This is a genomic window from Microvirgula aerodenitrificans DSM 15089 (assembly GCF_000620105.1).
Taxonomy (GTDB): Bacteria; Pseudomonadota; Gammaproteobacteria; order Burkholderiales; family Aquaspirillaceae; genus Microvirgula; species Microvirgula aerodenitrificans.
On sequence record NZ_JHVK01000008.1, the window covers coordinates 1 to 20,262 of the forward strand.

At 60.0% G+C, this 20,262-nt stretch carries 21 protein-coding genes; 13 read left to right on the forward strand and 8 right to left on the reverse strand.

The genetic code is table 11. The annotated features are described in order from the left end of the window. The coding region (locus Q352_RS0108315) for an integrase core domain-containing protein (RefSeq protein ID WP_028498956.1) at nucleotides 1–273 on the forward strand (273 nt) is incomplete at its 5' end. Between the two features lie 118 nt (nucleotides 274–391). Here Q352_RS0108315 and Q352_RS22770 read toward each other — a convergent pair. The 3 genes from Q352_RS22770 to Q352_RS20305 all read right to left on the reverse strand — a co-directional run bounded on the left by Q352_RS22770 (nucleotide 392) and on the right by Q352_RS20305 (nucleotide 4,061). Then, nucleotides 392–1,891 (reverse strand): YfjI family protein, encoded by a 1,500-nt coding sequence (locus tag Q352_RS22770; RefSeq protein WP_084299973.1) that lies wholly within the window; start codon nucleotides 1,889–1,891, stop codon nucleotides 392–394. Next, nucleotides 1,881–2,105: a helix-turn-helix domain-containing protein gene (locus Q352_RS22775; protein ID WP_084299975.1), complete on the reverse strand. Its 225-nt coding sequence runs from the start codon at nucleotides 2,103–2,105 to the stop codon at nucleotides 1,881–1,883. Before Q352_RS22775 ends, Q352_RS22770 begins: the two co-directional genes overlap by 11 nt. A gap of 648 nt (nucleotides 2,106–2,753) precedes the next feature. After that, a complete protein-coding gene (locus Q352_RS20305; RefSeq protein WP_036385747.1) occupies nucleotides 2,754–4,061 on the reverse strand; it encodes a tyrosine-type recombinase/integrase in 1,308 nt (435 codons plus the stop codon). A gap of 953 nt (nucleotides 4,062–5,014) precedes the next feature. Here Q352_RS20305 and Q352_RS23290 point away from each other — a divergent pair. From Q352_RS23290 to mdcH, 11 genes are all read left to right on the forward strand, one after another. Next, entirely contained in the window at nucleotides 5,015–5,269 is a 255-nt protein-coding gene (locus Q352_RS23290) for a hypothetical protein (RefSeq protein ID WP_156952497.1), read from the forward strand. A gap of 44 nt (nucleotides 5,270–5,313) precedes the next feature. Further along, nucleotides 5,314–5,661: a response regulator gene (locus Q352_RS22780; RefSeq protein ID WP_169735636.1), complete on the forward strand. Its 348-nt coding sequence runs from the start codon at nucleotides 5,314–5,316 to the stop codon at nucleotides 5,659–5,661. Nucleotides 5,662–5,781: 120 nt separating this feature from the next. Next, a complete protein-coding gene (locus Q352_RS0108340; RefSeq protein WP_234412969.1) occupies nucleotides 5,782–6,768 on the forward strand; it encodes a LysR family transcriptional regulator in 987 nt (328 codons plus the stop codon). A gap of 121 nt (nucleotides 6,769–6,889) precedes the next feature. Next, nucleotides 6,890–8,557, forward strand: coding sequence for a malonate decarboxylase subunit alpha (mdcA, locus tag Q352_RS0108345; protein ID WP_028498958.1), 1,668 nt, complete (start codon nucleotides 6,890–6,892; stop codon nucleotides 8,555–8,557). Further along, nucleotides 8,557–9,411, forward strand: a complete 855-nt coding sequence (locus Q352_RS0108350; protein WP_028498959.1) for a triphosphoribosyl-dephospho-CoA synthase — start codon at nucleotides 8,557–8,559, stop codon at nucleotides 9,409–9,411. The genes mdcA and Q352_RS0108350 overlap by 1 nt, the downstream gene beginning before the upstream one ends. A gap of 15 nt (nucleotides 9,412–9,426) precedes the next feature. Continuing rightward, the gene (locus tag Q352_RS0108355; protein ID WP_028498960.1) at nucleotides 9,427–9,738 is read left to right on the forward strand and encodes a malonate decarboxylase subunit delta; all 312 of its coding nucleotides are present in this window, start codon (nucleotides 9,427–9,429) and stop codon (nucleotides 9,736–9,738) included. Nucleotides 9,739–9,752: 14 nt separating this feature from the next. Next, complete coding sequence (locus tag Q352_RS0108360) at nucleotides 9,753–10,598, forward strand: biotin-independent malonate decarboxylase subunit beta (protein WP_233495235.1); 846 nt, start codon at nucleotides 9,753–9,755, stop codon at nucleotides 10,596–10,598. Then, nucleotides 10,595–11,419, forward strand: a complete 825-nt coding sequence (mdcE, locus tag Q352_RS0108365) for a biotin-independent malonate decarboxylase subunit gamma (RefSeq protein WP_028498962.1) — start codon at nucleotides 10,595–10,597, stop codon at nucleotides 11,417–11,419. The genes Q352_RS0108360 and mdcE overlap by 4 nt, the downstream gene beginning before the upstream one ends. A 119-nt stretch (nucleotides 11,420–11,538) precedes the next feature. Then, nucleotides 11,539–12,519 (forward strand): AEC family transporter, encoded by a 981-nt coding sequence (locus Q352_RS0108370; protein WP_028498963.1) that lies wholly within the window; start codon nucleotides 11,539–11,541, stop codon nucleotides 12,517–12,519. Between the two features lie 44 nt (nucleotides 12,520–12,563). Further along, nucleotides 12,564–13,205 (forward strand): malonate decarboxylase holo-ACP synthase, encoded by a 642-nt coding sequence (locus Q352_RS0108375; RefSeq protein WP_028498964.1) that lies wholly within the window; start codon nucleotides 12,564–12,566, stop codon nucleotides 13,203–13,205. After that, the gene (gene mdcH, locus Q352_RS0108380) at nucleotides 13,202–14,128 is read left to right on the forward strand and encodes a malonate decarboxylase subunit epsilon (RefSeq protein WP_028498965.1); all 927 of its coding nucleotides are present in this window, start codon (nucleotides 13,202–13,204) and stop codon (nucleotides 14,126–14,128) included. Before Q352_RS0108375 ends, mdcH begins: the two co-directional genes overlap by 4 nt. A gap of 66 nt (nucleotides 14,129–14,194) precedes the next feature. Here mdcH and Q352_RS0108385 read toward each other — a convergent pair whose 3' ends face one another. After that, complete coding sequence (locus Q352_RS0108385; protein WP_028498966.1) at nucleotides 14,195–14,854, reverse strand: TetR/AcrR family transcriptional regulator; 660 nt, start codon at nucleotides 14,852–14,854, stop codon at nucleotides 14,195–14,197. A 100-nt stretch (nucleotides 14,855–14,954) separates the two neighbouring features. Between Q352_RS0108385 and Q352_RS0108390 the strand changes: the two genes are divergently transcribed. Next, nucleotides 14,955–15,635, forward strand: a complete 681-nt coding sequence (locus tag Q352_RS0108390) for a DAPG hydrolase family protein (protein ID WP_199905583.1) — start codon at nucleotides 14,955–14,957, stop codon at nucleotides 15,633–15,635. On the opposite strand, the gene Q352_RS20310 is transcribed toward Q352_RS0108390, so the two are convergent. Genes Q352_RS20310 through Q352_RS0108410 form a run of 4 tightly spaced genes read right to left on the reverse strand, consistent with a single transcriptional unit; the run spans nucleotide 15,587 to nucleotide 20,247 of the window. Further along, nucleotides 15,587–17,071: an efflux transporter outer membrane subunit gene (locus Q352_RS20310; RefSeq protein ID WP_211249608.1), complete on the reverse strand. Its 1,485-nt coding sequence runs from the start codon at nucleotides 17,069–17,071 to the stop codon at nucleotides 15,587–15,589. The two genes, Q352_RS0108390 and Q352_RS20310, sit on opposite strands and share 49 nt — an antisense overlap. Nucleotides 17,072–17,128: 57 nt before the next feature. Next, complete coding sequence (locus Q352_RS0108400; RefSeq protein WP_036385751.1) at nucleotides 17,129–18,058, reverse strand: HlyD family secretion protein; 930 nt, start codon at nucleotides 18,056–18,058, stop codon at nucleotides 17,129–17,131. Next, nucleotides 18,051–18,245 (reverse strand): DUF1656 domain-containing protein, encoded by a 195-nt coding sequence (locus Q352_RS0108405; RefSeq protein ID WP_028498969.1) that lies wholly within the window; start codon nucleotides 18,243–18,245, stop codon nucleotides 18,051–18,053. Before Q352_RS0108405 ends, Q352_RS0108400 begins: the two co-directional genes overlap by 8 nt. Next, a complete protein-coding gene (locus tag Q352_RS0108410) occupies nucleotides 18,235–20,247 on the reverse strand; it encodes an FUSC family protein (protein WP_051528784.1) in 2,013 nt (670 codons plus the stop codon). Before Q352_RS0108410 ends, Q352_RS0108405 begins: the two co-directional genes overlap by 11 nt. Nucleotides 20,248–20,262: the final 15 nt, after the last annotated feature.

Consider the following 20,262-nt stretch of genomic DNA (forward strand, 5'->3'; position numbering starts at 1 on the left):
ACCTGGGCGCATCAGCGCGGAGTACTGCTGCGGCAAATCGAGCCTGGCAAGCCAAACCAGAATGCCTACATCGAGTCGTTCAACGGACGGTTTCGGGACGAGTGTCTGAACGAGCACTGGTTCACCACTTTGGCTCATGCCCGTGTCGTCATCGAGGTGTGGAGACGGGAGTACAACGACGAGAGACCAAAGAGGTGTTTGGGTGGGCTGACACCGTCAGCCTATGCGAAGCAGTTAGCCGGAAAACCGGCTACATTAACCACCGGGCTCTAAAGCTGAGTGCTACTGAATCCGGGGTGACGTCGTGCGGTGTGAAATTTTTATGATCATTGCGACACGCTATTCCTGCTACAAGTAGCAGGAATAGCAACTTTATGTAATAGATCGGTGCTTAGAAATTATAATTTCCCTTGTAAAAAGAAAGTGGGATTATTAAGTGACTATTTGGTCCTGGCTCAACGAACTCAGTATAGTATATGCGATTGTTTGTTCTACCGAATCGTGATTCCCTGTAAACGCGAATGGCCCCAGCCTTTTCTAGGACAGAAATGGCTTTGCTCATTCTTTGGTCCCTCCTCATTTTGCTTGGGCCAAACTTGAGAATGTAATTTTTTTCTATTGGACGGGTGGACCTTTCCCATCTTTCATCTAGCCATGTCCCTAACTCTTCTGCATCTATCTGTTCTTGAGGGATTGGTACAAATATATTTATATATTGCCTTGAAAACCATAGGCAGGTGGCGATGGCACTGTCTAGCGTTTTTACTAGGATCGGGCCTGATGTGCCTTCGATGACATGGAAAAGTGCAGCTACCCTAGCAATATTTTCTGCCAGCTTTGAAGCATGGCCCTTTGCTTCAGCATATAGACCACCCTTTGCGATTTCAGCCTCTATCCAGTCAGAAACATCCCTCCATAAATTTTGCGCATCATCTGAAAACTCAACCACGTTCTTTTCATTTTCAGATTTTTCAAGTAGGACTATATTTTGCTCCAGTATTTCGGTTAGACGGTCAGTAAATTGCTTCTGATGTTCTTGTAATGGAGGGGTGTGTCCCTGAAAACGTTGCCCCTGAGTTGATGTGGGTTTACAAACGAGGAAGCGCGCCCATAGACCTGCTCCTGTCGTGACATCTCCTTGCTGCTTCATGTAGGCCTCAAAGGGGGCTGGTTGCACCATGACTGATACAGTCAACCGGCAGTCATGAAGGCTATAATTTTGCCCTCCTTTTGCACGATTAACGGTAATGGTGTCACCGCTCCACATGGCATTCAGCTTCGGGAAGTCGCTGAACGCTTGGCTTTTCAAGATGCTTGCTCCCTCACTTGATATCAGTCCCACCGATGGTAGGTCTGTGCTGAGACTGGAGAATAGGGCGGCTGAGCTCGTGTCATCGAATAGCATCTTGAATGAGCGAGGTGCCGTGGGCTTCTGTGCTGCGAGCTCTTTCAGTAGTTGTTCTTCTGCTACGGTTTCCTCGTTGTTCTGCATTTTCTTGGCTATGGCTTTCAGGAGCGCCCGTTCTTTGGTTTCCCAAATGCTGGCTTGAACCTCCCACTCTCTCCTCCGTATTTGATAACTTTCATGTTTAGCTATCTGAAAAGCTCGGATGGGAGCTAGAAAAATGTTCTCTGTCGTGGATTTTCGTTCACCTGACTCTGCGATGCAGAGCAGCATCAGGGAGGTGGGCACGCAGGACCCTGTTGGCATACGAACATTTGTTCTTCCCTGGCAGACGAGTGATAGAGCACTGAGAGCACTCGACACAATCAGAGGAATTGGAGCCTGTATGATGAGCTGTACTTCTGAGACTGCCTCTCGAAGTAGCTGAGGTAGCTGGCGAATGGGGAAGCGAGGCGTATCAAAATCCAAATAAAAATCATTCGTCATTTTTTTGCCCCTTATCCATCACAAGTGCAGTAACTTGCTCGATTGGCCAACGCAGAGATCCACCAATCTTCTGGGGTTTAAGGCCGGATGGATATGCGCCTGTAGATGCCCACTTGCGTAGCGTCTGGGGTTTGAAATTCAACATCTCTGCTGCTTGATTCGTGGTCAATAGCAGGCAATTGGTGCTGAGGTACTTCTCGATGGGGGAGTTCATTGCTGCACCTCCAGAGGGGAGGCGAGCGGCGCGAAGAGGACGCGAGAGAGGGGGGAGGCTATTGGCTGGAGAGGGTGTGGTGCAGGACCATCACTGTCTGATGACCCACCTGAACTGCTGCTGGACGCTTTAGTTCCCACACGAGATCTACGGTGTGCACGCGCAGTCGAGCTTCTGCTACCTGTACGAACTTTCAAGAATATAGGCGCAATTTTGCTCAACTTAGTTTTAAGTTTACGAAGTTTGAGCGAGTAAATGACTTTACGTGATAGTTCCAGTTGTTGGGTAATTGAATTAAATGCGCTATTAAGTAGCTCTGTTGCGCGAGGCGTGTGTCTGTCTGGCACACACATAAGCGGATCGATTTTTAAAAAAGAGTCATCCCAATTTTCTTTGTGCGGCGCTATTTCATTCAAAAGGGCATACGACTCTGAGATTGCGGCGTGAAGCTCAGATTCCATTGTCATTTTCTCCTGTTCTATAGACGAAAGCTTGCATTTCATGCAAGGTCGATACAACCACGAAACGGTGGTTGATACCTCCAAGCTCAAGTTGGAGCTCTTACTTGGCCTGATCCCGTGGTGCTTTGTCAAATTTTTGTTGGTTATGTCATTGTGCTATTTTTGAAATGACAACAATATCAATTGGTTACTTGCTAGTAATGCCTTTGACATTTTGCGATATCTGTGCATTGGTTAGGATCCATGTTTCGATTCTTATGTGCCACATACGTAGCAAGTCCAAAGGACGACGACGATAGTGCTTCTCTGCTAGAGCGCTAGGCTTATGCCCCATGATCTGGGCAACGATGCCAACCGGGCATTCAACCCACTCGGATAGTGTGCCAAACGAACGGCGCAAGCCGTGTAGGGTGAGGGGCGGTAGCCCTGCTGCAGCCAGCGCCTTGTTGTGGCCGATACGAGGTTCCACGATGTGCCCACTCGCTGCGGTCGTACTGCTGAATACCCACTCGTTCTCTCGTGAGAGACCTTGCAGCAGACTCGCCACATAGGGAGTCAACGGGATGGTGCGTTCTCCTTCAACCTTGTCACGGATGGTCAAGCTGTTCCATTTGAAGTCGACCTCACTCCAGCGCAGCGCTGCCAACTCTTCACGGCGGGCGCCAGTGAGCAGGAGAGCTTGCAGGTAGGCTGACTGAATCGGGTTGTTGAGCTCACGAATAGCTTTGAACCAGGCGGAGAGCTGCTCGCGCTGCATGCAGTCATCTTTTGTTCTGGGCGTAGGCAGTGCTGTCCGAACTTTCTTGGCGTGAGTGGCATTGTCGGGAATTAGCTTGGTGAACTCTGGCTGTTCTTCGCACCAATTCACGCATGCGCGCAGCAGGCGAAAGGCGAGGGCTGCTGTAGTCGGTCGAGTGACGCTTTCCGTTTGTAGCCAGGATTCCAGCCGGTCGGCATCAAGGTCAGCCAGCCGCACATCCAGCAGTGAGGCGAGGGGGCCGGCAATTGTGACTTTTGCTTTGGAGCGGACCCGAGGAAGCCCTCCTTCGTGAGCCAGGCTTTCGTGGGATCTCTTGTGTTTGTCGCTCCAGCGATGAGCGTTGGCTGCGATATAGCTCGGCCAAACTTCGCGCAAGGTGACGCGCTGGCGTTCTACACGTGCCTTTCTGGCGGCTGATTCCGCCTTTTTGTCTTGCTTCTCGTCGCGGGGGTCGATGCCAGCATCGCACAGGGTTTGTAGTCGACGTGCTTCTTTGCGCGCACTGTTGTCCTGGCTTTTGGCGGGAGCATCCAGGCGCCAGCTGTCTACACTGCCAATTGTGACGCGTACTGTGTTTGCATGAATCCTACTCTGAAAGATGTAGGCTTTGGCGCCGCTCTGTGTAATGCGGAGTCCAAGACCCGGGGCGTCGGTGTCCCACAGAAAGGCTTGGCTTTTGCCCGGTTCACAGCAGGCCTTCTCGACAAGGCCGATGGTGAATCTGATTCGGGCCATATGCGTATCCTCCGTGCTTACATCGTTTTCATGTAAGCACTATGTAAGCAAGAACGATCAATGTTGGTCAACATTGATCGACAGATTTCGAAGTGGGGTATGATTGTATTGCAATGTTTATAAAAGTATTTTTTGTTTCTATCTACGCTCGTCAATTGTCGTCAACACCAAGAAGCTAAGACTTGTAATCAGTAGGTCACCAGTTCGATTCCGGTAGTCGGCACCAGAAATGTTAGTTGTATCAATGGGTTAAACGTTGCCGCGTTTAACCCATTTTCATTATTGGATCGACTGTAGGTGATTTTGTACCTTCGAGCCTCCCCACATACTCGGCCAGGTGGGCCCTTGACAGGTGCGCGTAGCGCCTCACCATGCCCGGAGAAACGGCTACCGGCATGCTGGCCGTAATTTGCCTTGATGTGATTGATCGCCCGGCGGGCCATGGCTTCGAGTGCTGACCTGCCCCGGCGCGGCGCGGTCGTAGTGAGTGGGAGGGCTTGATATGACCCGCCAAAGTTCAACTGAAGTTGGCGGTTACCCATGTAATGATCTCCATGTGTTTAGCCAGCGGCCAGCTGCATGCAGGGAGCGTGCCCGGTGTCAGCGGGGTGTCGAAAACGACGAGCCCGCCATCAGAGGCGGATTCGGGGTGGAATGCTGGGAATCTGTTGTGATAGAGTGACTATGCCAATGTCAATCAAGTGTCGGTGATGGCTGCTGTCGGCCAGAAAATGCCTGAGCACATCTTTGAAAAAACAAAGTAGCTTTTCTTTGTAGTGGAAAAAAGTTTCGAGCCAATTCCGCCAAGGGCATCCAAAACAGTAGAAATGCTTCATAAGTACAGTTTTGGATATGTTCACTACACCAAATAAATGCTTGACAATTCGTTTCAGTAAATTGTATGGATTTTTCCGTTCGCTGACATCAAATGCTAGCTATCTCTCAGGTGCCCCATGGAATCATTTGCCAAATTAATTTCATCCCTAGCCTCGCTAGCTTGGCCCATATTTTTTTCGATATTGAGCTTTATATTTTATGAGCCGCTGAAGAAAATCATTGAATCCGCCAGAGGAAGAAGGTTCACCATTAAAGTTGCTGGACATGAACTGACGATGGAAGAGGTCTCGGAGCAGCAGCGCATTATATTGAGTGACCTACAACAAAAAGTTGCCGAAATTGAAAAAAAATCGATGCCGCAGCCAAATTGACAGAGCCCTCAATAAAATTTTCATCGCCTACGGGGGGGAGAATATTGTGGGTTGATGATCAGCCCAGAAACAATAGCCTCTTAGTAGCAACACTTGAACAGCGAGGAGCCATGATTGACACCGCGCAGTCGACTTCGGAGGGTGTTGATAAATTTAAGTCAAAACAATACGATATTGTTATCTCCGACATGGGGCGCCCAGAGAGTGACAAAGCTGGAATTGACTTGGCTATGAAAATTAGAAATTTAAACCCCACTGTGCCATTCTTCATATATTGCGGCAGTTGGGCTGCTAGAAATCTGAAAAAAGAAGCGCTTGATGCAGGAGTAACTACAATTACTGCCTCAGGCACGACCTTATTAGGATCCCTTCCTCTTGCAAACGGCGGCTGACCTCCTCCCGAAAAACCGCCAGACAACCCATGGCCTGCAACAGCAGAAACATCCAGATGACGTCATCCTCACTTAACCTCCGTCACAAGCGGGCGGAGTAAACATTGACGTGGCATCGGCATGGCACCGAACATTCGGCCGTTCACTTTCACCCCAGCGCGAGGCGGTTTCCAGATGAAGGAACGGATTGACGAGAAAATTACCTTCCGCAAGCTGGAGGTGCTGCTGGCCTTCATGCAGACCGGCAATCTGGCCAGAATCGCGGAGCAGATGGATACGACGGCTGTCAGCATCCATCGTGCGCTGCACTCGCTGGAGGAAGGGCTCGGGTGTCCGCTGTTTCGCAATGAAGGACGCAATCTGGTGCCCACGCAGGCGGCCAGGGTGCTGGCGCAGGTGGCCGGCGAGGTCATCGAGCATATGGAGCGCGGGATGGAGATGACGCGGCAGGAAGCCGGACTGTCCTCCTCGCTGCTGCGTATCGGTTCCCTGTATTCGCTGACGTCCCAGGTGATGCCGCAGGTGCTGATGGATCTCAAACTGCGCCGCCCGGCGCTGCAGGTGGAGCTGGTGCTCGGTTCCAACGATAGCCTGAGGGCCAAATTGCTGGCCGGCCAGATCGACGCTGCCATCATGGGCTTCGAGGAAGGTGACGGGAAATTCGAGTGTGTGCCGCTGTTCGATGATGAAGTGTTTTTCGCCGTGCCGGGCCATTCGGCGTTCGCCGATGCCGAAACCATTGATCTGCAGGCTTTTTCCGACGTCGATTATGTTTCGCTGTCCGATGGCTTCGTCACTTACCGGCGGTTTCAGGACGCGTTCAATGTGGCCGGTTTTTCCCCGAAGGTGGTAGCGCGCGTCGGTGATATCTACTCGCTGATGAACCTGGTGGCGGGAGGGGTCGGCTATACCCTGTTGCCAGGGCGGGTACGCGGGGTGTTTGGTGACCGGGTGAAACTGGTGCCGCTCGCACCGCGCTACCGCATGCGGCAAGAGATCGGTCTGGTCTACCTGCATGCGCGCGAGCGCGATGCCAATCTGCTGTCGCTGGCCGCCGCATGCCGGATGACGGCCAATCAGCTTTATCCGCAAGCCCATGCCGAGTGACAGGCGAGGTCGGGCCATCTGAGTCCATTACGCCAAGCTTAACGAAATCACGCTGAGCTTAATTGAAGCTCCAAATATGCGGGATTAATGTGCGTCCACATCAATCCCGCATGGAGCAGACATGGACACTACCCAGGCGTCTAGCCAGGCACCGGTATGGAATGGGCGGCGTAATGAGAAAAAACGCCGGCTCGAAGCCCTCGGCAAACTGGCAAATGGTCGGGTCATTCCGACCAACCGGATCGTTGAAGCGCTGGAAATCCTGATTGCGCCGGGGGACCGCGTGGTCCTGGAAGGCAACAATCAGAAGCAGGCCGATTTCCTGTCGCGCGCACTGGCCAGGGTCAACCCGGGCAAGCTGCATGATCTGCACATGATCATGCCGAGCGTCGGACGTCCGGAGCACCTCGACCTGTTCGAGCGCGGTATCGCCCGCAAGCTCGACTTCTCGTTCTCCGGCCCGCAAAGCCTGCGCATCAGCCAGTTGCTTGAAGACGATCTGCTCGAAATCGGTGCCATTCACACCTACATCGAACTGTATGCGCGCCTGTTCGTCGACCTGATCCCGAACGTGGCCCTGGTCGCCGCCTACAAGGCCGACCGTCACGGCAATCTGTATACCGGGCCCAGCACCGAAGACACGCCGCCCATTGTCGAAGCCGCCGCGTTCAAGGACGGTATCGTCATTGCCCAGGTCAATGAACTGGTCGAGGACGAGAGCGAACTGCCGCGCGTCGACATTCCGGGTTCGTGGGTGGATTTTGTTGTGGTTGCCGACCAGCCGTTCTTTATCGAACCGCTGTTCACCCGTGATCCGCGGCTGATCAAGCCCGTGCACGTGCTGATGGCCATGATGGCGATCCGCGGCATTTACGAGCGTCACCAGGTGCAGTCACTGAACCATGGCCTGGGCTTCAATACCGCCGCCATCGAACTGCTGCTGCCGACCTACGGTGAAAAGCTCGGTCTGAAGGGCAAGATCTGCAAGCACTGGACCCTGAACCCGCACCCGACGCTGATCCCGGCGATCGAATCGGGCTGGGTCGAGAGCGTGCACTGCTTCGGCGGCGAACTCGGCATGGAAGAGTATATCCGCGCGCGTCCCGACGTGTTCTTCACCGGCGCGGACGGTTCGCTGCGCTCCAACCGCGCCTATTGCCAGATGGCTGGCCAGTACGCGGTGGACATGTTTATCGGCTCCACACTGCAGATGGATGCCGACGGGCATTCCTCGACCGTGACCCGTGGCCGGATCGCCGGTTTCGGGGGCGCGCCGAACATGGGGCATGACCCGCGTGGCCGCCGCCATGCGACCCCGGCCTGGCTCGACCTGCTGCAGACCGACAACCCGCTGGAACGCGGCAAGAAGCTGGTCGTGCAGATGGTGGAAACCTACCAGCCCGGCGACAAGCCTACCTTTGTCGAAAGCCTCGATGCCATCGATGTGGCCAAGGCGGCCAGCATGCCGCTGGCACCGGTCATGGTCTACGGCGACGACGTGACCCACGTGCTGACCGAAGAAGGCATTGCCTATCTGTACAAGGCCCGCTCGCTGGAAGAACGACGCGAAATGATCGCGGCAGTGGCCGGTGTCACGCCAATCGGCATGCGCCATGACCCGAAAAAGACCTCCGAGATGCGCCGTCAGGGCCTGATTGCCCTGCCGGAGGACCTTGGCGTCGACCGGGCCGAAGCCACGCGCTCGCAACTGGCGGCCAAGAGCATCGCCGAGCTGGTCGAATGGTCCGACGGACTTTACAACCCGCCGGCCCGTTTCCGGAGCTGGTAATGAACGGATTCGTCCTGAATCGCTCGGTGCCGCTGGCGCTGCGCATCGCTGACCTGGCCGTCCGTGCCCTGGTCGACGAGGCGGAACTGACGCCGAAGCCGGGCCTGGTGGACCAGCGCGGCAGCGGCGCTCACCGTGATCTGACGCTGGATCTGATGCGGCGCTCGGCCCATGCCCTGCATGACGGCTTTGCCCGGATGGGCGAGGCAGCGGCCCATGCCGAAGCCGATCTGGCGCTGCGCGAAGCGGTGGGCCGGATCGGTCGCGAGGCCGAGGCCGACATGATGCGCGTCACCGGCGGGGTGAACACCCACCGGGGTGCCATCTGGGCACTGGGGCTGCTGAGCGCGGCTGCCGCCATGCAGCCGGCGGATCTGATGGCGGCGAATGTCGCCCGGCGGGCGGCCTCGCTGGCTTGCCTGGCGGACCGCTTCAGTCAGCCGCAGGCCAGCAACGGCGAACGCATGCGCACGCGGTATGGCGTGCCGGGCGCGCGCGGCGAGGCGCAGCAGGCCTTTCCGCATGTGATCGACATCGGTCTGCCGGCATTGCGCGCCAGTCGCGCCGCCGGCCAGCCGGAAGACGTCGCCCGCCTCGATGCGCTGATTGCGATTCTTGCCCGCCTGCATGACACCTGCGTGCTGTCGCGCGGTGGCGAGGCGGCGCTGCGGGACGCTCAGTCGCTGGCGCGCGACATCCTGCGCGCTGGCGGCACAGGCAGCCTGCAAGGACAACATCTGTTGTACCGCCTTGAACTGAACATGCTGGCTCACAACGCATCGCCCGGCGGGGCGGCGGACCTTCTGGCCGCCACGCTGTTTCTCGATGCGCTGGAGCGGCAAGTCACTATGTAAACGAGGGAGTCCTGAATGGAAACCATCAGATTTGAATACCCGGCCCAACAGCCGGTGGCCGGTCGCGTGCAGGTCGGCGTGGTCGGGAGTGGCGATCTTGAGGTCCTGATCGAGCCGGGTCACGCCGGCCGGACCACGATTGTCGTCAACACCTCGGTGGATGGTGCCGCCAGCCGCTGGCAGGCCCTGTTCGACCGGATGTTCGCCGAGCGGTCCGGGGAGGCCGCCATGCAGGTCGAAATCAATGACTTCGGCGCCACGCCGGGCGTCGTGCGCATGCGCCTGGAGCAGGGCATGGAAATCGTCGCCCGTGCGGCCGGAAAGTGAGGATCACGATGGACATGAGCAAAAACCGGCTGTCGGACAGCTTTATTGAACTGAGCGCCCGCGAACGGGCGCGGGCGCTGCTGGATACGGGCAGCATGCGCGAGTTGCTGGACCCGTTCGATCGTGTGACCTCGCCGTGGCTGGCCTCGCAGGGCATCGTGACCCAGGCCGATGACGGCCTGGTGGTGGCGCGCGGGACCATCAATGGCCAGAGCGCCGTCGTGCTCGGCATCGAAGGCAGCTTCCAGGGCGGCAGCATGGGCGAAGTCTCCGGCGCGAAGATGGCCGGCGCACTCGAACTGGCTGCGGAAGACAATCGCAACGGTATCCCGACCCTGGCCGTGCTGCTGCTGGAAACCGGCGGCGTGCGGCTGCAGGAAGCCAATCTGGGGCTGGCGGCGATTGCCGAAATCCATGCTGCCATTGCCGATCTGCGTCGCTATCAGCCGGTGATCGGCGTGATTGCCGGTACCGTCGGCTGCTTTGGTGGCATGTCGGTGGCTGCCGCGCTGTGCAGCTATGTGGTGGTGACGCGCGAGGCGCGCTATGGGCTGAACGGTCCGCAGGTGATCGAGCAGGAAGCGGGCATTGCCGAATACGACTCGCGGGACAAGCCGTTCATCTGGAGCCTGTCCGGCGGCGAGCAGCGCCATGCCACCGGTCTGGCCGACCGTTACGTGGCGGACGATGTAGCACGCATGGTCGATACCGTGCGTGAACTGGCGGCAGCCGGTGTGCCGGCCCTGCCGCGTGACCAGCGTATCGACGAATTCCTGGCCCTGCTGGACCGTATCGATGTCGATACGCAGCCGGATAGCGCCCGGGTACGTGAAATCTTTGGCAAAGGAGTCAAGGCATGAGCGAACAGCATACGAACACCGCCGCGTCGCAACGCGGGCGGGTCTGGTTTGAGGCGCTCGTCGCCGGCGGTTCGCCGGTCGCCGGGCTGCCGGACTCGGTACAGGCCGCCGATATCGAACTGGCTGGCCGCGCCGCTCGCGTCATTGCCGTGCTGCCGGATCCGGCAAACCGTTTCCCGCGCGCCAGAAACGGCGAAGTGGGGCTGCTGGAAGGCTGGAACGTCGCCCGGGCCGTCAGCGAGGCGGTCAAGGCCGATGCCGACCGTGAGGACAAGCGGACGCTGATCGCGGTCGTCGACGTGCGCAGCCAGGCCTATGGTCGCCGCGAAGAGGCGTTCGGCATTCACCTGGCGCTGGCTGCTGCCGGCGCTGCGTATGCGAATGCCCGCCAGCAAGGCCACCCGGTAGTGGCGCTGATCGTGGGCAAGGCCATGTCGGGCGGTTTCCTCGCCCATGGCTATCAGGCCAACCGCCTGATCGCCCTCAACGACCCGAAGGTGCTGGTGCATGCCATGTACCAGGCCGCCGCGGCGCGCATCACGCTGCGTACGGTCGAGGAACTGGAAAAGCTGGCTGCCACGGTGGCGCCGATGGCCTACGACATCGGCAACTACGCGAAGCTCGGCCTGCTGTGGAAGCTGCTGGACATGGAGCAGGCCGATGCACCGACTGCCGACGACCTGTCGCAGGTCCGCCAGACGCTGACCGCTGCCGTTGCCGACATCCTGAGCTCGCCGCGCGACCTGTCCTGCCGTCTTGGCGCCGAGACCCGGGCCGCTTCGGCCCGGGTGCGTCAGCTGTTGCGTGCGCAATGGGCCTGATGCCTCTTTAAACTTCCCTCCGCTTCCCGTACTGCCTGCAACGGCACGGCGCTTCACGCCGTGCTGCGGGGACCCGCATGCGTGCGGGAAGCCAATAACCCCTCTATCTGGAGACAGCCATGGGCTATTTCATTCTCAAGGCGCTTGCACCGATTTTCGTCATCCTTGCGCTCGGCTACTGGGCCGGCAAGGCCAAGCTGGTCGACAACGCCAATGTGGCGATCCTGAACATTTTCCTGATGGACTTCGCCCTGCCTGGCGGTCTGTTCCTGGCCACGGTGCAAACGCCGTGGGCCGGCATCGTCAAGCAGGTGCCGCTGGTTGCGGTACTGACGCTGTCGATGTGGGTGGTGTACGCCATTGTGTATTTCGTGTCTGCAAAAGTGTGCCGCAAGCCGCTTGGCGATACGGCGGTGCTGTCGCTGACCGTGGCCTTGCCGAACTATGCGGCCCTGGGCCTGCCCATTCTCAACGGTGTGCTGGGGGAAAGCGCGACGACGTCGCTGAATGTGGCCATCGCCATTGCCTGCGGCTCCGTGCTGATGACGCCGATCTGCCTGATGATGCTGGAAGCAGCCAAGGCCCAGGCCAGTGGCGCGCCGCGTCTGCCGATGACCAGCGCCCTGCCGCGCCTGATGTGGGCCTCGATGAAAAAGCCGCTGGTGTTCGGTCCGATCCTTGGCGTGATCGGTTCGGCACTGCTGGGTGCGGCTGACCTGAAGGCACCGGAGCTGCTGCTGGTGGCATTCAAGCCGCTTGGCGCCGCTTCGCTGGCCGCCGCGCTGTTCCTGACCGGGGTGATCCTGTCGGCCCGCAAGCTCAAGATCAATGGCGTGGTGATTTTCAGCGCGGTGCTGAAGAACCTTGTGCAGCCGTTCATCGCCTGGGGGATCGCTCTCGCGTTCGGCCTGGATCCGGTCATCGTCGTGGCGGGTGTGCTGCTGGTCGCCCTGTCTGCCGGCTTCTTTGGTGTGGTGTTCGGCAACCGCTATGGCATCCAGTCGCCCGATGGAGAAGGGGCACTGCTGGTCAGTACCGCCGCATTCATTGTGACGATTCCGCTGTTCATCGTGCTGACGGCACCGCTGCTGCAGCCGTAATGCCTGAACAGGGCCGGGGGCTTTTTATCGGACAGGAGGTTCAGATGCCCGAAGCGTATCTGGTGCATGAACTGGTGTGGCTGCAGGCCGATATCGCCACGCGCCTGCCCGGGTGGTTTGCCGGCCTCCCGGCCTGGGCGCAGGGCAGGGTGCATGCGGCGCATCCGCTGGTGGTGCGCCGTGCCGAGGTGGCACCGGGATGGGTGGCCGTCGGTTTGCGCGGGCACTCGCGTGCCGAACGCCACGGCACTGCCGTCCCGCAGGCTGCCATCGTTCGCCGCGTGCGGCCCACGGCACTGCGAATGCATGCATCGCGGGCCGGGCGTGGCACCCTGCCGGCGTTGCAGGCGTGGGATGCGCTGCGCGATCGCCTGTCGCTGTCCTTCGACTGGGGGCCGGCCGGCAGTGTGGCCTACGAACTGGCCACGGGCGCGGATACCGTCAGCGTCGGCAGCGATCTCGACATGGTGCTGTACGCGCCTGAGCCCCTGACCCGCGAAGCCGCGCGGCAACTGCTGGCGGCATTCGAGCTGCCGGCCTGCCATTGCGATGTGCAGCTCATCCTGCCGGACGATCGGGGGCTGGCACTGCGCGAATGGGCGCGGGGTGACGCGCACGTACTGGTGAAAACGCGGCGTGGACCGCAATTGACCGATCAACCCTGGACGATGGAGACCCCGTCATGACAACCCTGCTGACTTTTCCGGGCCAGGGCGCCCAGCGCCCCGGCATGCTGCATGCCCTGCCTGCCCACCCCGAGGTGACCCGGACACTGGAAGAGGCCTGTGACGGTCTGGGACAGGGGCTGTCCGAACTGGATTCCGCCGATGCGCTGCGTTCGACACAGGCAGTGCAATTGTCACTGTTGATCGCCGGCGTGGCCTCGGCGCGCCTGCTGGCCGACGCGGGCTGCGAGCCCGACATGGTGCTGGGCCTGTCCATCGGCGCCTATCCGGCTGCCGTCGCGGCCGGCAGCCTGACCTTTGCCGATGCGCTGCAACTGGTGCGCCTGCGCGGCGCACTGATGCAGCAGGCGTATCCGTCCGGCTACGGAATGAGTGCCGTGATCGGTCTGTCGCTGGCCCAGGTGGAACGGCTGGTGGCCGGGCAGTTCCGTGAGGAGGAACCGGTCTACGTGGCCAATATCAATTCGGCCGAGCAGATTGTCGTGGCCGGGCATGAGAACGGGCTCGCCCGTCTTGCCGAAGCGGCCGTGCGCGACTTTCATGCGCGCAAGGTGCATCGTATTGCCATCAGCGTGCCCTCGCACTGCATGCTGTTGTCCGGGGCGGCCAGTCAGATGCGGGCGGCGTTCGATCGTGTCACCGTCTCGCCGCCGCGCTGCACGTATGTCAGCGCCAGCAGTGCGCGGGCGCTCTTCCAGGCCGACGCGATCCGGGACGACCTGGCATTCAACATGGCGCGTCAGGTGCACTGGCACGATGCCGCCACCCATGCCCGCGAACGCGGTGCCAGTCTGGCGATCGAAGCCCTGCCGGGCGCCACGCTGACCTCGCTGTGCCGGCCGGTATTTGCCGATGGTGGCGAGGCCGTCTCGCTGTGCCAGGCGCCGCTGGCCACTGTGCTGGCCCTGCATTCGCGGCTGTAGTTGTGCAGGCCGAACGATGAGCTTCGCCTCGATAACGGGTCTGCCGGAGAGGCGTTCGATTGCCGTTCATCCGGCCTGGGATGGACTGCCAGGCCGAGCGATCAGAAGCGACAGCACATCCATGCAGGCATCGAGATGCGCCGCGACTGATCCTTCCGGCAGGGGGCGCATCATGCCAAGCGCCATCTGGCGCAGCGGCTCGGCCACTGCCATTGCCAGAATGGCTTTGGCCAGCACGGCCGGCTCCGGGGCATGCAAAAGCCCCTTGCGGGACTGTTTTTCGAGCCAACCGGAAAGCAGCATCTGCCCACGTTCAATCCCATTGCGCTGGTAACTGTCCAGGAGTTCCTGCTTGCCGGGAAACTCAGTCGTCAGCAGGCGGAAGACGCGAACAGCGGTTTCGGACAGTACCTGCATGCAGACGTTTTCCAGAATCGCCCGGAGTGCTTGCGCAGCGTCACCCGTGTCCTGCGGATCCATCTGCATGGACGGCGCATAGCCATCCGTCCACTGGCGAACCGCCAGACCGATCAGTTCCTGTCGATTCTCGGCATGGCGATAGGCGGTTTTCTTGGCCACGCCAGCGCGCCTGGCTATCGCCTCCATCGTGGCGGCTTCATAACCGCTTTCCAGCAACACGTCCATGGCACTTTGCAGCAGCGCCCGTCTTACGTCTTCTTCTGGTCGTGGCGGCCGTCCGCGCAGTCCTTTTTCCGGTTGGGGCATGGGGGGTTCCTCGGCATTGGGCAATGACGACCATGATATAGGAAACGATGTTCGTTTCCTATATCATGGTCGCTCCGCCAATCGCGAAAGGAAGCCGATGATGTCCCAACTCGCCAAACCGTGGCTTGACCACAGTCCTCTCCTTGATCCCGCCCCCATGACACTGGAGATGGGGGTGCAACGTCTTGAAAATCGCAGTCTGCTGGTGGCTGTGCGTACCGATCTCCATGGCTGCAAGGGAAGGATGCTCGACTGGTGGTTCACGTTTTTCGAAACTACCCAGCACATCAAGTGGTGGCATCCGGCAGATCACGTCGAACATTCGGGATGGGACGCAAACTGGGAGAAGGGCAAGCGCTACCATGGCGCCAGCATCTCCGCTGTCGAATCCCTGGGAGAAATTCCTCCGGTGACCGCCAGGCTCAAATTCCATGATCCTCGCGATGTGTTTGCGCCCTCAATGGTGGACGACGCCTTCGCCAGCCACCGGGTATCGGCCATTGTTGCGGCCCGGATCGGTTTTGGAGACGGGGTGAAGCTGGATGAGAATGGCGATCCCGTGAGCGGACAAATGCTGCACGTCGCCAGGGACACCCCTTTTGGCTGCGTGCTTCGCAGCCGCTTCGTCCTGGGACTGGATGACGAACATGCCCCGAGTGAAGCCATGGGGCTGGCGCTGATGCGGCATTGCTACACAGAGTTCACCTTTCTCTCCCGCTTTTTGCCATCGCTTTATTTTGGTGAAAAGGCCAATGGTGAAGAGGTCCCGCTTCCATGGTGAAGTTCGGTTTTCACACTGGACAGATCTCCCGGGCGGCAGGGCGCCGTATCGCACCTGGCTGACTGCCCCGCACCCATGGACCGGTAAAGGGCAATGATGCCGCGCACCTCTTCCAGCTGACTGAGGATCTGTTCATCTCGCGCCTGATTGACCGTGCGCTGTGCGACAAGTACCGGCAGATAGGCACTCAATCCCCGCCCGTAGAGCCGGGTCGAATGCTCCAGGGCTTGCTGGCTGGCGGCAACGGCCTTGCTCAGGGAGGCCTGGCGCTGGCGTTCACTCGTCCATGTCACCAAGGCATCCTCCACATCGCGAAGCGCAAGACGCACGTCTTTTTCGTAGACCAGCCTTGCCGCGTCGGCATTAGCTTGTGCAGCCGTCACACCCGCGCGTGCGCGCCCCCCGTCGTAGAGCGATTGGCTGCCCTGCATCCCGGCCGACCAGGCCAGGCTGGCGCCCGAAAAAAGACTGTGAATGATGCTGGCCGTGGTACCGATGCCCAAAGGGATACGAAACCTGGGAAAGCGTTCGGCTTCGGCAACGCCGATCTGGGCGCTGGCTGCGGCCAGGCGTCGTTCGTCTGCCCGCAGATCCGGGCGTTGGCGAATCACTTCAGAAGGCAATGAAAGCGGCACAGGAGTACGCATGGTCAACATTGGCGAAAGCTTGGCCAGGGCTGCGTGCCCGTCTTCGGGGAAACCACCGGCCAAGACACCAATGGCATGGCTGAAACGGGCAATGTCCGCTTCCATCAACGGTGGCTGCGCTTCGGCTGTTTCACGTTCGGCACGTGCCTGCATGACATCGGCCAGGGTGCCCAGCCCCATCCGGTGCGCCTGTCCGGCCAATCGCTCGATGTCAACGAGCGTACGAATGTTGTCGCGCGCGATACCCAGGCGTTGTTGCGTCGCACGCAGCCCGGCGTAACTGGACACCAGTTCGGCTGCCAGGCTTACCTGCAGCGCACGATGATCTGCGGCCAGCGCCTCGATACCCGCGTCGGCGGCTTCGAGCGCTCTGCGCGTGCCGCCAAACAGATCCGGCTCCCAGCTGGCATCGAAACCAAAATGCCAAGCCCGCGACTCCCCTCCGGATTGCGAAGTGAGCGCCTTGCTGCTGCGCCGGGCCTCGCCTGAACCACCGGCTGAAACCGTGGGTCCGGACGACGAGGCGATCTGCTCTCGTTCAGCACGCGCCTGCCGCAGGCGCGCCAGTGCGATATCGAGATCCTGATTCCGCGCCAGGACCTGATCGACCAGGCTGTCGAGCATGGGGTCCTGAAATGATTGCCACCACGAGCGCAGTCCGTCGTGATCACTGTTTTTCATGGCCGCTCCGGCCTCGACCCAGTTCGCCGGCACCTGCACCACGGGTCGGTGATAGTCAGGACCTGCCGTCGTGCAGCCGGCCAGGCCAGCCAGGAGTGAAAACAGCATGAGCACACGGCAACGGCGCTGCCGGGCGTGATTCGGTGATGCGTGCATGACCATCCCTTACATCCAGTGGTGCAGTAGCGATATGAGCCGGCCCTGGGGCGGAGAGTCGCCCCCCGATGTCGCCACTTCAATGCTGCCGGTCATGCCCGCCGCCAACACGACGTTATGCGGGAGTTGCTCGATTTCTACGCGTACAGGGATGCGTTGCGCCAGGCGGACCCAGCTGAAAACAGGTTCCACGCTCGGCAAGCCCTGGGCATCGGCCTGCTGGTTGGTGTCGGCGATGCCCCGTCCGATGCTGGCAACCCGGCCCGGAATGACCTGGTCAAACCCCATCAACCGGATCTGTGCAGCGGCACCGGGCTGGATGCCGCGCAATTTGGTTTCTTCGAAATAGCCCGTGATCCAGAAGCTGTTTGCATCCAGCAAGGCGATATTGGGTTGGCCGGTCACCGCATAGTCACCTTTGTTCAATCGCAGGCGCGTGACATATCCATCCACCGGGGCGTGTACAACGGTGCGCGCCAGGTCAAGTTTGGCCCGGTCCACCGCGACCTGCGCACTGCGCCGTTCCGCCCGGGCCATGACTGCCGCCTGGTTTGCGCGCTGGATTTCTTCGGCCGGCACGAGGCTCTCCATGCCTCGGCGTCGCCTGGCATCCCCGGCTTTCTGGTACAGCGAGGCTGTCGCCGCAGCCAATTGAGCTTCAGCCTGTGCCAATGCCAGCGCGAAGTTGGTCGATTCGATCCGGTACAGCACTTCGCCCCGCTTCACGTACTGATCGTCTGACACCGGGACTTCCGCTACCTTGCCGGACACCTCCGGTGCCATGCGCACGATCTGCGCACTGACGCGGCCATCGCGTGTCCAGGGGGCCAGGACATAGGCGTGCCAAAGCGCGCTTACAAGCCATCCTGCGGCGATAACGACAAATAATGTAAGTCCCGCCCGAATGAGCGGCTTTACCGGGAATGAAAGTTTAGACATAGAGTATCAACACCGAAACGAGGCAGAGGGAGATCGCGAATTCGAACAGGCCGGGGTGCCAGACCCACCGCAATACGCCGCTGCGCGCAAGCATGGAGCGAACCCCCAGATAGATCGGCAGCGCGATACACGCGTAGACGAAGAATGGCGGCAGGTAAATGCCGGCCAGCGAGAACTCACTGAGCATCGGTGTGGCCTCCAGACCTGTTTGAAAAGTAATCCGCGTGGTTTTCGAGCAGCGCGGCAATGTCGAGCAGCACGACAGTCAATCGCTGTGTTTCCGCCATCGCGGCACCGTCTGTGGCGGGTAACCGCGACAAGGATTTCGCTGCGCGACGCGCATGGCGCGCGGCCAGACGAGGCTCGGCCGCGCGGCGGCTCATGTTGCGAAAGGCCGCTGCGAGCACGCGATGCAACCCGGAGCCCTTGGGGGCCTGGCGCAACCCCTTGCGCACGCGCAGGACTTCTCGCCCCAGGTGAATGCTGGCCGAGGCGTCGGATATGGATCGGTCCATCAACTCCGGCTGCGTTTTAAGCAAAGCACCGAGTTGCGCCGTGCGATGCTGCTGGCGCCATTGCCATGCATTCGCCGCCGTTTGCCTGCCTCTCAGGGTGCCCAGTGCTTCGTCGCGGATGACCTGGCGCAGGCGTGCCACGTCACGTGGCAGATTGCGCGGCAGCACAATCCTGAATCCCAGCAGCGTAAAAATTGTCGCCAGTACCCAGGCCACGGAGCTGTTGAGGAACTGCGCAAAGTCGTAGTGCATCGGATTGCCTGGCGCCGCCAGCGTCGTGAAAGCCACGAGATAGGCAACGCCGGCCAATGCGTAACGCGGCATCGTGGTCGCATAAACAGCAGGCAACCAGAACAGGCCCAGAACCACCAGCAGCAGTGGCAGTCCAGAGACCTGGGGCAGAACGACGAAGGTGCAGAGGAAGGCCATCACGACGGCAACCACTGTGCCCTTGATAAATTCGACGGCGCCGAGTGCGGGGTTGGGCGCGGTGGACAGCAGTGCGCAAGCCGCCGCCAGCCCCGCCAGCATCATGGCTCCGTACGACCATCCTGTTGTTATCCAGAACGTGCCGCCCAGCACGACGGTCAACAGTGCCCGCAGTCCGTTCTGGATCGCTGCCGTGGTGTCGCGGTAGAACGGGACCTGGATTTGTGCCGCCGTGGGCCGCAGGTGATGGAAGCGCGCCATGCCCTTGAGGGCTTCAAGGTAATCGTCGAGCTGTTCGATCAGGCGGTCGCCTGCAATCATCAGCGCGGCATGTTCCAGTGCTTCATCCAGCGATGTCCTCGCGAGCATGTCTGTCAACTGCGCACGCATGTCAGCCAGTGTCCGGATTGCAATATCCAGCCCGACGGGGCCCTGTTCGTCGGTCAATGCCTGGCAGGCCTGCTGCCAGGCCTGTTCCCAGGCCGGTTGAAGCGATCGAAGGACATTCAGGCTGGCACTTCCCGCACGCATGGGCGGTGCGCCGCCTGTCAGCGCGGAAAACAAGGACACCATCGTTTGTCGAACCGTGCCGGCACGCTGGGCCAGGTCAGCGGACTCGGCTTTCCCTGACGCCAGCAGGTCGTCCACCCCGTACACGTCGGTAATGAGGTTGCGTCTGCCAGCACCCAGGGGCTTGCCGCCAGGTGTGCCATCACCGTGAATCGCCTGGTGATTCGTCGAGAGAATGCCTGCGGTCGCGGCTGCCAGCCGGTTGAGCTGCATCGCCAGGCGGCTGTGCACGCTGCGGGTGCTGAAGAGGGCCGACACTACCGCCAGGCACACTACGCCGATCAGCACGGACGCGCCGCGCCCCATGACTTGATCGAACGTGAGTTCCGGATGCTGCATGGCGCCATAGGCCGCCAAGCCCACGGTGTATCCCGCCAGGGTTGCGCCATAGGCCCGAAAATGACGCAGGAGCGTCATCCCCACCACGCAAACGCCAAGCCACAGGCCAAAGCCCAGCAGGAACAGCCAGGGCATCTGCCCGAATGCGCTCATCAGAACGAAGGCCGCCAGCATGCCCGCCAGGGTACCCAGTACCCGCCAGACCCCTTTGCCGATCACGGTGCCCTGTACCGGGCTGATGACAAGCAGCACGCTGGAGGCCGCCGAATACGGTGCGTGCAGATCCAGCAAGCAGGCGACCACGAGCGCCAGCCAGGCGGCCAGAATCGAACGCATTACGCAGGTTGCGCG

What these genes read in the sequence shown, in the direction of transcription:
- Q352_RS0108375 (WP_028498964.1), top strand. Translation starts at nt 12,564, where the DNA reads ATGCCCGAAGCGTATCTGGTGCATGAACTGGTGTGGCTGCAGGCCGAT.
- Q352_RS0108405 (WP_028498969.1), bottom strand. Translation starts at nt 18,245, where the DNA reads ATGCTCAGTGAGTTCTCGCTGGCCGGCATTTACCTGCCGCCATTCTTC.
- mdcH (WP_028498965.1), top strand. Translation starts at nt 13,202, where the DNA reads ATGACAACCCTGCTGACTTTTCCGGGCCAGGGCGCCCAGCGCCCCGGC.
- Q352_RS0108360 (WP_233495235.1), top strand. Translation starts at nt 9,753, where the DNA reads ATGAGCAAAAACCGGCTGTCGGACAGCTTTATTGAACTGAGCGCCCGC.
- Q352_RS20305 (WP_036385747.1), bottom strand. Translation starts at nt 4,061, where the DNA reads ATGGCCCGAATCAGATTCACCATCGGCCTTGTCGAGAAGGCCTGCTGT.
- Q352_RS0108385 (WP_028498966.1), bottom strand. Translation starts at nt 14,854, where the DNA reads ATGCCCCAACCGGAAAAAGGACTGCGCGGACGGCCGCCACGACCAGAA.
- Q352_RS0108370 (WP_028498963.1), top strand. Translation starts at nt 11,539, where the DNA reads ATGGGCTATTTCATTCTCAAGGCGCTTGCACCGATTTTCGTCATCCTT.
- mdcE (WP_028498962.1), top strand. Translation starts at nt 10,595, where the DNA reads ATGAGCGAACAGCATACGAACACCGCCGCGTCGCAACGCGGGCGGGTC.
- Q352_RS0108350 (WP_028498959.1), top strand. Translation starts at nt 8,557, where the DNA reads ATGAACGGATTCGTCCTGAATCGCTCGGTGCCGCTGGCGCTGCGCATC.
- Q352_RS22770 (WP_084299973.1), bottom strand. Translation starts at nt 1,891, where the DNA reads ATGACGAATGATTTTTATTTGGATTTTGATACGCCTCGCTTCCCCATT.
- mdcA (WP_028498958.1), top strand. Translation starts at nt 6,890, where the DNA reads ATGGACACTACCCAGGCGTCTAGCCAGGCACCGGTATGGAATGGGCGG.
- Q352_RS22775 (WP_084299975.1), bottom strand. Translation starts at nt 2,105, where the DNA reads ATGAACTCCCCCATCGAGAAGTACCTCAGCACCAATTGCCTGCTATTG.
- Q352_RS0108410 (WP_051528784.1), bottom strand. Translation starts at nt 20,247, where the DNA reads ATGCGTTCGATTCTGGCCGCCTGGCTGGCGCTCGTGGTCGCCTGCTTG.
- Q352_RS0108390 (WP_199905583.1), top strand. Translation starts at nt 14,955, where the DNA reads ATGTCCCAACTCGCCAAACCGTGGCTTGACCACAGTCCTCTCCTTGAT.
- Q352_RS0108400 (WP_036385751.1), bottom strand. Translation starts at nt 18,058, where the DNA reads ATGTCTAAACTTTCATTCCCGGTAAAGCCGCTCATTCGGGCGGGACTT.
- Q352_RS0108340 (WP_234412969.1), top strand. Translation starts at nt 5,782, where the DNA reads ATGGCACCGAACATTCGGCCGTTCACTTTCACCCCAGCGCGAGGCGGT.
- Q352_RS20310 (WP_211249608.1), bottom strand. Translation starts at nt 17,071, where the DNA reads ATGCTGTTTTCACTCCTGGCTGGCCTGGCCGGCTGCACGACGGCAGGT.
- Q352_RS0108355 (WP_028498960.1), top strand. Translation starts at nt 9,427, where the DNA reads ATGGAAACCATCAGATTTGAATACCCGGCCCAACAGCCGGTGGCCGGT.
- Q352_RS23290 (WP_156952497.1), top strand. Translation starts at nt 5,015, where the DNA reads ATGGAATCATTTGCCAAATTAATTTCATCCCTAGCCTCGCTAGCTTGG.